At 69.9% G+C, this 12,340-nt stretch carries 9 protein-coding genes; 2 read left to right on the top strand and 7 right to left on the bottom strand.

The genetic code is table 11. From position 1 onward, the window contains the following. The first annotated feature begins 204 nt into the window (after nucleotides 1–204). Both AOZ06_RS21855 and AOZ06_RS21850 read left to right on the top strand, forming a co-directional pair. A complete protein-coding gene (locus AOZ06_RS21855) occupies nucleotides 205–1,062 on the top strand; it encodes a helix-turn-helix transcriptional regulator (RefSeq protein ID WP_063810086.1) in 858 nt (285 codons plus the stop codon). A gap of 77 nt (nucleotides 1,063–1,139) precedes the next feature. Beyond that, nucleotides 1,140–4,235, top strand: coding sequence for a type I polyketide synthase (locus tag AOZ06_RS21850; RefSeq protein WP_083471837.1), 3,096 nt, complete (start codon nucleotides 1,140–1,142; stop codon nucleotides 4,233–4,235). Here AOZ06_RS21850 and AOZ06_RS21845 read toward each other — a convergent pair. The 7 genes from AOZ06_RS21845 to AOZ06_RS21815 are packed head-to-tail and all read right to left on the bottom strand — an operon-like array spanning nucleotide 4,223 to nucleotide 12,237. Next, the gene (locus tag AOZ06_RS21845; RefSeq protein WP_157233153.1) at nucleotides 4,223–5,446 is read right to left on the bottom strand and encodes an FAD-dependent monooxygenase; all 1,224 of its coding nucleotides are present in this window, start codon (nucleotides 5,444–5,446) and stop codon (nucleotides 4,223–4,225) included. The two genes, AOZ06_RS21850 and AOZ06_RS21845, sit on opposite strands and share 13 nt — an antisense overlap. Continuing rightward, nucleotides 5,443–6,591, bottom strand: coding sequence for a PP2C family protein-serine/threonine phosphatase (locus AOZ06_RS21840; RefSeq protein WP_054291104.1), 1,149 nt, complete (start codon nucleotides 6,589–6,591; stop codon nucleotides 5,443–5,445). Before AOZ06_RS21840 ends, AOZ06_RS21845 begins: the two co-directional genes overlap by 4 nt. Further along, complete coding sequence (locus tag AOZ06_RS21835; RefSeq protein WP_054291103.1) at nucleotides 6,560–7,018, bottom strand: ATP-binding protein; 459 nt, start codon at nucleotides 7,016–7,018, stop codon at nucleotides 6,560–6,562. Before AOZ06_RS21835 ends, AOZ06_RS21840 begins: the two co-directional genes overlap by 32 nt. Next, nucleotides 7,015–7,338 carry an STAS domain-containing protein gene (locus AOZ06_RS21830; RefSeq protein ID WP_054291102.1) on the bottom strand — a complete coding sequence of 108 codons (324 nt, stop codon included), beginning with the start codon at nucleotides 7,336–7,338 and terminating at the stop codon, nucleotides 7,015–7,017. The genes AOZ06_RS21835 and AOZ06_RS21830 overlap by 4 nt, the downstream gene beginning before the upstream one ends. Then, entirely contained in the window at nucleotides 7,335–9,806 is a 2,472-nt protein-coding gene (locus AOZ06_RS21825; RefSeq protein WP_236952337.1) for a DJ-1/PfpI family protein, read from the bottom strand. Before AOZ06_RS21825 ends, AOZ06_RS21830 begins: the two co-directional genes overlap by 4 nt. Continuing rightward, the gene (locus AOZ06_RS21820) at nucleotides 9,803–11,416 is read right to left on the bottom strand and encodes a thiamine pyrophosphate-binding protein (RefSeq protein ID WP_236952335.1); all 1,614 of its coding nucleotides are present in this window, start codon (nucleotides 11,414–11,416) and stop codon (nucleotides 9,803–9,805) included. Before AOZ06_RS21820 ends, AOZ06_RS21825 begins: the two co-directional genes overlap by 4 nt. Continuing rightward, the gene (locus tag AOZ06_RS21815; protein WP_054296812.1) at nucleotides 11,413–12,237 is read right to left on the bottom strand and encodes a type 1 glutamine amidotransferase domain-containing protein; all 825 of its coding nucleotides are present in this window, start codon (nucleotides 12,235–12,237) and stop codon (nucleotides 11,413–11,415) included. Before AOZ06_RS21815 ends, AOZ06_RS21820 begins: the two co-directional genes overlap by 4 nt. Between the last annotated feature and the right edge of the window lie 103 nt (nucleotides 12,238–12,340).

The following is a 12,340-nucleotide window of genomic DNA, read 5'->3' as shown; positions in this document are numbered from 1 at the left end:
CAGGCTGAGCGGTTCGCCCTCGATAGCCCGATTCGTCCGTTCGGGTGTCATCTGCGAATGAAAACGCGGGTTATCCCAGTCACCGTCCCGGACGATCGACTACGCCCCTACGATGAGCCGGGTGTCCCGAGACCTGCCCTCGACCGACCCGCGTGACCTGCGGGCGCACAGCCGGACGCGTTGAGGCGGAGCAGGACGGGCCCGGTGGCGACGACGGACAGCAACAGACGCGAACTCGCCGGTTTCCTGCGCACCAGGCGTGAGCGGATCACACCGGAGGAAGTCGGGCTGCCGGCCGGGCCCCGGCGCCGCACCACGGGTCTGCGCCGCGAGGAAGTCGCCGTGCTCGCCGGGCTGAGCCCCACCTGGTACACGTACCTCGAGCAGGGCCGCGACATCCACCCGTCCCCCGAGGTGCTCGACAGCCTCGCGCGGGTGCTGGGCCTGACCGAGGACGAACGCAGGTACATGCACCGGCTGGCGCATGGCCGGACCACCCCGCCGGAACCGCTGAAAGGCGAGATCTCCGCGGAGGAACTCGTCAAGCGGCTGGTGACCTCGTCGCAGGACATCCCGTACCCGGTCTACGGCGCCAACCTCTACTGCGACGTCATCGCGTGGAACCGCGCCGCGGCCGAGTGGTACACCGATTTCAGCGTCCTGCCGCCCGCCGAGCGCAACATGATGCGCTGGCTGTTCGGCGCGGAGGGCAAGAAACGCATCGACGACTGGGAGAACGACGCCGCCGACGTGGTGGCGCGCTGGCGGTCGCTGATCGCGCCGTGGGGCGGCGACAACCGGCTGAAGGCGCTCGTCGACGACCTCAAGCAGGACCCGGACTTCCAGCGCCTGTGGGACGGGCACGACGTGCGGGAACTGCGCAGCCGGGTTCGCAGGTTCCGGCACCCGCGGCTGGGCATCCAGCCGAGCAGGGTGATCGTGGTGCAGGGCGCGGAATTCGCCCCCTGCCTGGTCGCCTTCCACGTTCCGGCGCAGCCCTCGGATGATCCGACACTCGATGATCTTGACCACGGTCATCCGGCAGGTGACGGATTCCGTTAGTTCTTTGTTGACCGAACTAGCGTTCTACGCAATTGTCGGTGCCACGGTTGGAGTGAGCCAGGCCGACGGCACTTTCGATGGCATTTTCCGTAACATGGATTTCCATCCCGGCAGTGCCTTCGAAACGAGGGGAACACAACTCCCGCGGATACGCCGAATGGCCGCGGGGGCGCCTAACTTGGGGAAGGGTTGCCATGTCACATATGTCGGTGCATGACGGCCGGCGCGAGCCGGTCGCGATTATCGGGGCTGGCTGCCGATTACCAGGTGCTCCCACAGTCGACGCTTTCTGGGAGATCCTCGGCGCGGGCGTCGACACCATCGCGCCGATGTCGGCCGAACGCCGTGCCCTGGATTTGCTGAAATCCATCAACGACAGCGCGCACCGGCAGCCCGACGACCGGGAAGGCGGATTCGTCGACGGAATCGACGCCTTCGACGCGCACTTCTTCGAAATGTCACCGTACGAGGCCGTCCGCCTCGACCCGCAGCAGCGGCTGCTCCTCGAGACCGTCTGGGAGGCCGTCGAGGACGCCGGGCTCACCCCGCGCCAGCTCGCCGGCAGCATGACCGGTGCCTACACCTGTTGTTTCGTTTCGCACTACTGGGATCTGCTCACCACGGCAGGCATGACGGACATGCACGCCTTGCTGGGAGCGTCCCGCTACTCGGTGGCCGCCGGCCGCATCGCGCACCTGCTCGACCTGCGCGGGCCGGCTCTGGGGACGGAAGCCACCTGCGCGTCTTCACTCGCCGCCGTGCACCTGGCCACACAGGCCATCCAGAACGGCGAGATCGAGATGGCCATCGTCGGCGGGGTCAACCTGCTGCTGTGCCGTGAACTGGACATGGGTGCCGCTGAAGCAGGCCTGCTCTCGCCCACCGGCCGCTGCCGGTTCGGTGACGACGCGGCCGACGGGTTCGTCCGTGCCGAAGGGGCTGTCACGGTCGTGCTCAAGCCGTTGTCCAAGGCTCTGGCCGACGGCGACCGGATCTACGCGACGATCCTCGGCAGCTCGATGACGAGCAACGGCAGGCAGGGCCAGTCGTTGACCGACACGGGGACGGGCGGCCAGGAGGACATGCTGCGGGTCGCGTACCGCGCGGCCGGTGCCGACCCGGGCAACCTCGACTACGTGGAGGCGCACGGTCCCGGCACGACCGAAGGCGACACGGCCGAACTCGGTGCGCTGAGCCGGTTCCTGCGTACCGAGTTCGAGCGGGTGGGACGGCCGCTCGACCAGCGCTGTGTGGTGGGGTCGGCCAAGTCCAACGTCGGGCACCTCGAAGTCGCCGCCGGACTGGCCGGGCTGCTCAAGACGGCGTTGGCGCTGCACAACCGCGTCATCCCGAGCACGCTGCACGTGCGCACCCCGCACCGCGTGCTCGACGAAGAGGGCTGTCCCATCGAACTGGCGCTCGAAGCGCGGCCGTGGCCGGAGCGGGGCCGCCCGGCCATGGCCGGTGTCACCGCGCTCGGCACGTACGGGATGAACGCGCACGTCGTCCTGACCGAGGCGCCACCGCGGAACACCGAAGCCGCACCGGCACACCACGACGAGCAGCCGATGGTCCTGCCGTTGTCCGCACGCGACCCGAACGCGTTGCGGCAGCTCGCATCCGCCTACGCGGACACAGTGGACAAAGCCGAGCGCCCGGCGGACGTCTGCTTCAGCGCGGGCACGCGCCGCACGCCGCACAACCTCCGGCTGGCGGTGTCCGGGTCCAATCCGACAGCGCTGGCGGAGCAGCTGCGGGACTTCGGGTCCGGCGGGCGGGCGACGTTCCCGCTCGGCAAGGACCTCAAGCTGACCGGCGAGCCGCGCGTGGTGTTCGTGTTCCCCGGTCAGGGTTCGCAGTGGACCGGCATGGGCCGCGAGCTGATGGCGGGCAACGCCGTGTTCGCCGAGCGGATGGCCGAATGCGACCTGGCCGTCTGCGAGGAGCTCGGCTGGTCGGTGATCGACCGGTTGCGCTCCGACGAGCCGATGACCACTTTGGACGTCATCCAGCCGTCGCTGTGGGCGATGCAGGTCTCGCTCGCGGCGGTGTGGCGGTCGTGGGGTGTCGAACCGGACCTGGTGATCGGGCACAGCATGGGCGAGTGCGCGGCCGCGGCGACAGCCGGCGCGCTGTCGGTTCGCGACGCGGCGGCCGTGGTCTGCAGGCGGAGCACGCTGATGGCGGCCTTCCCCGGCGAAGGCGCGATGTGGTCGGTGCAGCTGACCGAAACCGAGGCACAGGCGGCGATCGGTGCCCACACGGACGTCGTCAGCGTGGGCGCGGTGAACAGCGACCATTCGACGATGCTGTCCGGTGACGCCGAAGTGCTGCTGGGGATCATCGAGTCGCTGCGAGCGCGTGGCGTGTTCTGCCGTCAGGTCAGGGCGCGGTTCGCCTCGCACTCCCCGCACGTCGAACCCTTGCTGCCGAAGGTGGTCGCGGCCGTCGGGGACATCCGGCCGGTGGCCGGGCAGGTCCCGATCCACTCGACCGCGCTGGACCACCGGGTCGACGGGTCCGGGTTCGGCGCGGAGTACTGGGCGACGAACCTGCGCAGCCCGGTCCGGTTCGCCAACGCCGTCCGCGGCGCGCTGACCGAACACCCCAACACGGTGTTCATCGAGGTCAGCGCACACCCGGTGCTGACAGTGTCCATTGACGACGTGATCGAGGCGGTCGGCGCCGACGCCGTCGCCCTGCCGTCGTTGCACCGCGACTCGCCGGAAGTGCCGTCGTTGCACGCCAGCCTCGGCACCGCGTACACGCGCGGCTGCGACCCGGATTGGCGGCAGGTCAACCAGGGCCGGTACGTGCCGCTGCCGTCGTACCCGTGGCAGCGGCGGCGGTACTGGGCCGACCCCGCCCTGCAGGAACAGGTGGCCACGGCGGTGGACGCCGCGATCTCGGCACGGGACAGGGTCCAGACGGTCGACTCGCTCACCAGGGACATGCGGCTGCAGCTGGCCGCGGTGCTGTCGATGTCCCCCGACCTGATCGACCCGACCGCGCCGCTGTCGTTCTCCGGGGTCGACTCCCTGCTGGCCGCGAAGCTGCGGTCGCGGATGAAGCAGGAACTCGACCTGCACATCCCGTTGCGGGACTTCCTGTCCAGCCGTTCGCTCAGCGACATCGCCACCCAGGCCCACCGCGCGTCCGCTCAGGACTCGTAGGGCGCGATGGTGAACGTTCCCGCGTACATCCATTCGCGGAACACCTCGGGGGTCATCCGGGCCCAGGTCGGTGGATGCTCGACCTGGGCCCGGCCCAGCTTGCGGCCGAGCGCGACCAGATCGTTGCCGACCGGGCGGCGGGCCTGGTCGTAGGCGGCCAGCGCCTGCGGCCAGGTCTCGCTGTGCCCGCACGCGTGTTCCAGCGCCAGCGCGTCCTGCAACGCCTTGGTCGCCCCGGCACCCGTGTGCGGCCGCGTGACCGTGGCCGCGTCACCGATCACCAGCAGACTGCCCGCCGTGTACGACGAGATGGTCGAGTCGTACACCGGCTGGACGGACATCGCCGGTCTCGGTGTCCGCCGGACGACTTCGGCCCAGTACGGCGGGAAGTCGCCGAGACTTCGCAGCAGCACGTCGAACAGCTCGTCGCTGACGCTGCCCGGCGGCAGCGAGGTCGGCGTGTCGAACCGGTGCCGCGACGGCACTGTGCCGTACACGCCCCAGTTGACTCTGCGGCGGCCGGGCGCCGGATCGGGAATGAGGTAGCACACGCCGTGGCCGCGTGGCAGCCCGATCCAGACCAGGCCCCGCTCCAACTCCGGTGGCGTACGGCCTTCCAGCAGCGATTCGGGGTACGTGCCGCGCCACAGGACATAGTCCGCGTACGTGGGAGTGGCGGACGGGTCGACCCGCGCGCGGCTCATGGCCCGGTACCCGTCGGCCCCGACCACGATGTCGTACCGCTGGCGCCCGGTGCCAGTGACCACCGTGACCCCGTCGGCCTCGTCGACGAGTTCGACCACCGTTGACCCGTCACGGTAGATCCCGTCGGGGATCCGGGCGCGCAGCGTGCGCCACAACACGCCCCAGTTGTTGAGGGCGGCCTGGAAAGGGTGGTGGCAGATTTTGCGCTGGCCGGACGGCACGGCCGGGTCACGGACGAAACAGATCCGCTCGGCGCAGGTGTGCACCGGCATGTCCGCGTCGATGTACCCGGCCGCGACGAGTTCCTCGCGCAGTGGCACCGGGATGGCGATGCCGAAGCCCCTGTCCTGCAGTTCGCTGGTGCTGCGCTCGTACACCGTGACCTCGCACCCGGCTCGCCGCAGCGCGATCGCCGCCGCACACCCGGCGATGCTGCCCCCGACGATCCCGACCCGGCTGCCCTCGATGGTCGTCAACGCTCGGCCCTCTCCTGGCTCGTCGGTCACGGACACAGCTGCCTGCGCAACGCCAGCATCGTGACGTCGTCGGATTGCTCGGCGGATCCCACGTGCCTGCGCAGGCGTTCGTCGACCCGGTCGAGCAGCACGTCCGCGGCCGCCGACGGCCTGCCGACCAGGTCGAGCATCCGGTCGGTGCCGAACTGGCCGCCGCCGGAGTCACGCGCTTCGACCACGCCGTCGGTGTAGACGAACAGCAGATCTCCCGGCAGCACCCTGGTCCGCCCGACCTCGAAACGGCTGTCGGCCATCATGCCGACGGCCGGGCCCGTCGGTTCGAGCAAGCACTGGCCACCCGCGGCCCTGGCGATCACCGGCGGGTTGTGGCCACCGTTGATGTAGCAGAGCATCCCGGTCTCCGGGTCGAGCACACCGAAGAACAACGTGGCGAAATAGCCCTGCTGCAAGTGGTTCCTGGTCAGGTAGCGGTTGGTCCCGGTGACCGCCTGGCGCAGCGGGTCACCCGTGTCGGTGTGCTGCGCGGTGTGCCGCAACAAGGTCCGGATCAACGCCATGAACAGCGCCGCGCCGATGCCCTTGTCGCACACGTCGGCGACGACGATGCCGAGGCGTTTGCCGTCGAGCAGTTCGAACCCGTCGTAGAAGTCACCGGCGACCTGTTTGGCCGGCCGGAACCGCGCGGCCAGCTCCCAGCCCGCCGGGCAGGGCAGTTCGTCCGGCAGGAACCCCGACTGGATCTCCCGCGCGATGCTCAGGTCCCGCTCGTACTCCCGCAGGCTGGCCACCGCCGCCATCTCCTCGACCGCCCTGGTCAGCCTGCCGCGTTCACGGCACGACGACAGCCGGGTGCGCAGCAGGGCGGGCAGGAACGGCGGGAGCACGTAGTCGAATCCGCCGCGCACGCACGACTGGAGCTCGTCCAGGTCGTCGCCGGGGAAGACCACGACGGTCGGCGACCCGGCCGGGCCGGCGAGGCGCTGGCTGAGCAGCGCGACCCGGCGCAGCCCGAACGACGCCGAGACCAGCACCAGGTCCGGCGGCGGCCCCGTCCGGCCGGCCGGCGCGTCGATGTCGGCGTGGCTCACGGCGAAACCGTCATGGCGCAGCGCCCGGTCCAGCTCCTCGGTGCACGTGGCCGGGTCAGCGACCAGCAGTGCGGTGGCGCTCGTCATCGGTTCCTCCGTCATGGGCGTCTGCCGGGCGCCGCACCAGCAGGGTGTTGCGGTTGCGGCCGTCGAAATAGTCGTGGGCGAAGTGGTCGATCCCGTTGAACGCGAGCAACAGCCCGTAGCCACCTTCCTGCACAATCTCGGGGACACCTCCCGGGCAGTGCGCACGGGGATCGAACGGCGGCGCGTGGTCCTGGATGTGCAGCCACGCCCAGTCGTCGTCGACACCGCCCTCGATGTCCACCACGCCCTGCCGCCCGCGGTACCCGTGCGCGGCGATGTTCGTGGTGATCTCGTCCGCCGCCAGCCTCAGCCGGTACGCCTGGCGCCGCGACAACCGCGCCATCCCGGCGACGGTGTCGACGACACCGGCCACCACCGTGCCCATGCCGCGGTCGCCGATCAGCCGGAACCGGTCGGTGCTCCTCACGGTTCGGCTCCGGCGTCCCGCATGGTCAGGCTGCGGTCGAAGCCGGTGAGCCGGATCGTCTCGGCCACTTCCGGCCTGGTGCCGACCAGCTCGATGGCGACACCGCTGCCCGCCCGCTGGTGGGCGTACACCAGGCAACGCAACCCGGCCGACGACATGTACGACAGGTCGGCCATCTGCAGCACGAGCCTGCGTGCCGCGGGCACGACTGCCTGGGTGATCATCTCGTGGAACCGGGGCGCGGAGCGGGAGTCCAGTTCACCCGACAGCCGGAACGTCACGACGCCCTGCGCGGCCTGGACTTTGGCTTGGAAGTTCATCGGGTTCCTCCGGTCGCTGGCGCCAGCTGGACGCGGACGGTCAGATCCGCGCTGGAGTCCGGCAGTTTCACGGTCATCGACTCGGGATCGAAGGCGGCGTGCGGACGTCCGTCGATCTCCACTGTGTCCAGTCGCACCCGGCCCGCGGGCAGCGCGTCCGGCGCGACCCGCAGCACCCGGTCGCGGAAACCGTCCGCCCGCGGCCGGTACCACAGGCTGAGCGGTTCACCGCGCACCAGCAGGCGCCCGTAGACCGTTGCGAGGTAACACAGTTCGGCCGAGTGGTACATGCTCATCGAGTGGCTGCCCTTGAGCCGCTCGTTGCCGAGCAGGTACGGCGTCCCGGCCGCGAGGACGTTGAAGTACACGCCGCCCTCGTCGTGGTCGAGGAAGAAGGCGTTGTAGAACGCCGACGATTCCCTCGCCTGCCGCAGGAATTCCTTGTCGCCGGTGTTCGCGGCGAGGATCAGGTACGCGAGGATCGCCTGTTCCTGCTGCCACCAGGCCTTCCGGTCGTGCCACACGAACCGGTGCGTCCGCTGCCCCTCGCCGAGTGCCCGCTCGATCACGTCGTACCAGCCCAGCCGCTGGCGGTCGGCGCCGACCGCGGGCATCGCCCGGCCGATCCGCTCGGCGAGCGCCCGGTAGGCCTGCTTGGGGCGGATCGCGTTGACCCGCATGAGGTTCCACGCGACCTTCAGGTTGTGGCCGACCACGGCCCGGTCCTGCTGCCAGCCCCACCTGCTGTCGGGCCGCCAGTCGGCGTGGAACCGCTCCCGCAACCAGACGTTCGACGGGTCGGGGAAATGCGCGGCGACCAGGTCGAAGCACTCCTCCAGCATGTCGGCGTGCCGCCGGTCGCCGGTGGCGAGCAGCAGGTTGATCAGGTACGCCGGGGCGTGCTCGCCGATGGAGTGCCAGTTCTTGCGCGATCGGTTCGGGCCGAGCGACTCGTGGTCCGGGCTGAGCAGGATCGGGTCGATGTGCGAGAAGAACCCGCCGTGCTCGCGGTCGCGGAAGAACTTGCCGAACAGCCGGAGCGTGGCGTCGATGTCGCCGGCGATCCGCGGATCGCCGGTCACCCGGTAGGTCTGCGTCGGCCCGACCAGCCCGAAGATCTGCTCGTAGATCGGGATCGCGTCGTAGTCGTCGCCGAACTCGGAGGTGAACAGCTTCTGCTCCTGGCAGCCGCGCACGTCGATGCCGTGGTACCAGTACACGACGTCGTTGTCCCGGTCGACGAACCGCATGTGGGCGCGCAGGTACTCGGTGCCGCGCTCGGCCACGTCCAGGTGGTCCTCGTTGCCGGTCAGCAGGTACGACGACGCCATGCCGTAGACCAGGCGCGAGATCGTGTCGGTCTCCTGGACGTGGTGGTCGCTCTTGTCGCCGCCGAGCCGCAGCATCGTGCGGTAGTCGGCGTAGTCGACGGGCACGCTGTCGCCGAACTGGGCCCGCCGGTAGAACCGGGCCAGTTCGCCGACCTGGCGGATCCACCAGTCCGGTTCCTCCGCCGCGTACTCCCCCGCCGCCCGGCCGACGAACACCAGCCGCTTGGCGTCGAACGAGCCGTCCGGGTAGTGGATCCCGTAGGCGAACACGAGCCTGCCGGTCACGAGCAGGTCGGCCAGGTGCGTGGTGGCGTCCAGGTGCGGGTCGCCGAGGTTGCGCAGGAACTCCGCGGACGTCGTCGAGGTCAGCGTGACCCTGGCCGTGCGGCCGTCACTCGTTCTCAGATCGATCAGGCCGCGGTCGGCGTGGTGCGCGGTGACGTACCCGGCGACCAGGTCGGAGAAGGTGAAACCGCGCTCGACCGCCTTGGCCATGACCGGTTGCGCCTGCCGCGGCGCGGCCCGGAACGGGCGTTCGCCGGCGCGGGCGGCGATCAGGTCGATGATCGTCCTGGCGAACAGGTGGCAGTGCTCGGCCGTGCGGGAGGTCACCAGGTCGTCGTCCACGACCACGTCCTGGTCGGTGTACCGCGCGCCCATGTTGCGCACGTCGCCGACCAGGTTGTTGTGGCACGTCACCCGCCTGCCGCGGACCACGTCCGCGATCGGCGAGGCGAGCCACATACCGTGGCAGCTGATGCCCTTCAGCACCTGTTTCATGCCCATCGCCCGGCGCAGCAGCTTCACCGCCGGCGCCGGATCGTCGACGTCGTCGTTGTACCGCAACCGGTCCGCGACCAGTCCGGACGGCACGACCAACGCGTCGTACCCGGCGAGCCGCTCGTCGTCGACGTCGGCGACGTCCGTGTCCACTGTGAACGGCAGGCCGGATTCCTGGCCGGTGAAGGTCAGCGACCGCTGCCCCCACAGCCTGGTGAGGAAGTCCACCCGCGCGCCTTCCTCGGCGAACCGGCGTTCCAGGTAGCACAGTTCGGCTTCGGCGTACCCGCTTTCCAGCAGGATCGCGATCCGCCGTCCGGTCAGCGTGCCCTGCCGGGCCGGGACGATGTCGTTCACCTGGGGCCTCCCGTGATCAGGTCGACGAGGAACGGGCCGGAGGCGGCCAGCAGCCGTCGCACGGCCTGCCGCACCTGCGCGGGTTTCTCCACGCGCGTCGCGTCGACACCGAGCGACCGGGCCAGTTCGGTGAACCCGATCTCCGGATGGGACAGGTCGAACGCGCCGGGATGCCGGTGCGAGGCGATACCGCGCTCCCGCCAGTACTGTTCGATGTTGCGGCCGAGCAGTTCGTAGCGGTGGTTGTCGCAGATGACGAACTTGGCGGGCACCGCGTGGCGTGCCGCCGTCCACAGTGCCTGGATCGTGTACATGCTGCCGCCGTCGCCGGTGAACGCGACCACGTCCGCGCCCGGCCGGGCGAGCTGGACGCCGATCGCGCCGGGGATGCCGACGCCGAGCGACCCGCCCCTGGTCAGGAAGTAGCTGCCAGGCCGCCGCGGCGGCAGGTGCCGCACGAGCGCCGGTGACGAGGTGAGCGCCTCGTCGAACAGCACCAGCCGATCACCTGCCTGGCCGGCCAGTTCGGCCGCGAACAGCTCCATCAGGTCGTCCGGGTCCGGGCTCGGCGGCTGCCAGGTCCACTGCCACGGGATGTGGTCGGCTGCCAGCGCGCCGCCGACGGCCGCGAGCGTGCGCTTGGGGTCGGCGGCGACCGCCACGTCCACCGGGAAGTTCTTGGCGATCTCGTGCGTGTCGGCGTCGATCTGCACCACGGTGGCGTCCGGCCTGAAAGGACTGTCCAGGTACGGGAAAACCTCGGGGAAGACAGCCGTTCCGGCGATCAGCACCAGGTCTGCCCCGCCGACGGCGTTCGCGCTGACGTGACCGAACATGTGGCCGAGCTGCCCGCGCCACAACGGGTGCGTCGTGTCCATGTTCACCTCGGAGCAGTCCACGCCCCACACCGGGGCGTCCAGCAGCTCCGCGAGCCGGGTCAGTTCCTGCTGTGCGCCGGACACCGCGATCCCGTCGCCCACCAGGATGATCGGTTTCCTCGCGGCCCGCAGCGCGCCGGCCACTTCGTCCACCGCGGACTGCGGCGGTGTGGTGTCCGTGACCGGGATGGTGCTCGGCACAACGGGTTCCGGGCACGGCGCGTCCAGCACGTCCATGGGCAGTGCGACGAACACCGGTCCGCGCGGGGGTGTCATCGCGACCTTGACCGCGCGGCGCAGGACCCGCAGCAGCGAGCCGGGATGCGTGACGCGGGTGGCGTACTTGGTGACAGGTTCGGCCATTCTCACCAGGTCGGCGGCCATCTGGCCGTCCATGGCGTCGTAGCGCACACCGGCTTCGCCCGCGATCACCAGCAACGGCGAATGCCCCCGTTTTGCTTGGTACAGCATGCCGATCGCGTTGCCGAGCCCCACGGCGGAGTGCAGTTGCACGACCGCGGTCCTGGCTGTCGCGCGTGCGTAGCCGTCGGCCATGGCCACGGCGACGCTCTCGTGCAGCGCCAGGACGTACTCGAAGCCGCGCAGTCCCTCGGCGACGTCGAGCATGCCCTGCTCGACCGTCCCCGGATTGCCGAACATCCGGGTTATCCCGTCGGCGGCGAACTGTTCGAATATGGCGGCTTTTCCCAGCCTGCTCACCACCGCGATCACCAACCGAACCTGCGGAGCCCGGATTCGAGCACCTCGATCAGTTTCCGGCCAGCGAGAAATGAGTCCGGGGTGGACCGCGCCGTGATGAACGGATAGTCAACGAGAACCGACGTGTCCCGGCCGACATTGCCGTGGAAGAATCCGTCCGGCGCGGTCGCGTCACGCAGGATGTATTCCAGCGGATACGGTGGCGGGCCGATCACGAAATCCGTGCCGAGAAATCCGGTGCCGTCTTTGTAGTCGTACTCCTTGGGGTGCCCGGTGACGTGCTTGGAGCGCAGGACGCTGCGCCGGTCGTCCCAGTCGCGAGCGAACGCCAGGCACGCGACGCCGTAACACTCCGCGACGATCGGCTTGTCCGCGCGGACGAACGCGAGCACGAGGTCGTGCACGCGGCCGTTGTTGGCCAGGTCGACGATCGGGCCGCTGCCGCCGACGATCACCAACGCGTCGTACCCGGCGATGTCCTCGTCCACTTCGGCCAGCTCACGGTGGTAGGACTCGAGTCGCCGGAGATGGCCGGCGTCGCTGAGGTACGGCCGTTCCGGCAGCCACCCGGCGAGGCTGAGCGGCTGGTCGAGCCGGGTGGACTCGTCGAGTTCCCGCGCCGCCACCGCGACCTCCGCCGTGGTGACTGTGCGTCCCAGCGGCGGGTCGACGTAGCCGGGGTCGAGGCTCGGCGGCAGGGCATGCGGCCGCTTGCCGGTCGGCGTCGCGAACACCGGCTGATAGCCCCATTCGTCGCAGGCGACCAGCGGGCCGAGCAACTCCTCGCCCCAGTACCCGTATTCCGACAGAATGAAGAGTATCTTTTTCGACATCGGCCTCTCCCAGTCCGAAACGCCGGCCATCGCTCCACCTGCGAGTCAACCGGCTGACTGGTGCGTGAACAAGAAAACCGACGCCGTTTCGGCTTACTCCGAC

Origin of the sequence: Kibdelosporangium phytohabitans (genome assembly GCF_001302585.1) — a bacterium.
Lineage (GTDB): Bacteria > Actinomycetota > Actinomycetes > Mycobacteriales > Pseudonocardiaceae > Kibdelosporangium > Kibdelosporangium phytohabitans.
Note: the sequence above shows the minus strand (reverse complement) of the source record. Positions and strands in the feature narration are given on the sequence as shown.

Excerpts from the sequence above, each read along its gene's own strand:
- AOZ06_RS21850 (WP_083471837.1), top strand. The coding sequence starts at position 1,140 with ATGGCATTTTCCGTAACATGGATTTCCATCCCGGCAGTGCCTTCGAAA.
- AOZ06_RS21840 (WP_054291104.1), bottom strand. The coding sequence starts at position 6,591 with ATGACGAGCGCCACCGCACTGCTGGTCGCTGACCCGGCCACGTGCACC.
- AOZ06_RS21830 (WP_054291102.1), bottom strand. The coding sequence starts at position 7,338 with ATGAACTTCCAAGCCAAAGTCCAGGCCGCGCAGGGCGTCGTGACGTTC.
- AOZ06_RS21815 (WP_054296812.1), bottom strand. The coding sequence starts at position 12,237 with ATGTCGAAAAAGATACTCTTCATTCTGTCGGAATACGGGTACTGGGGC.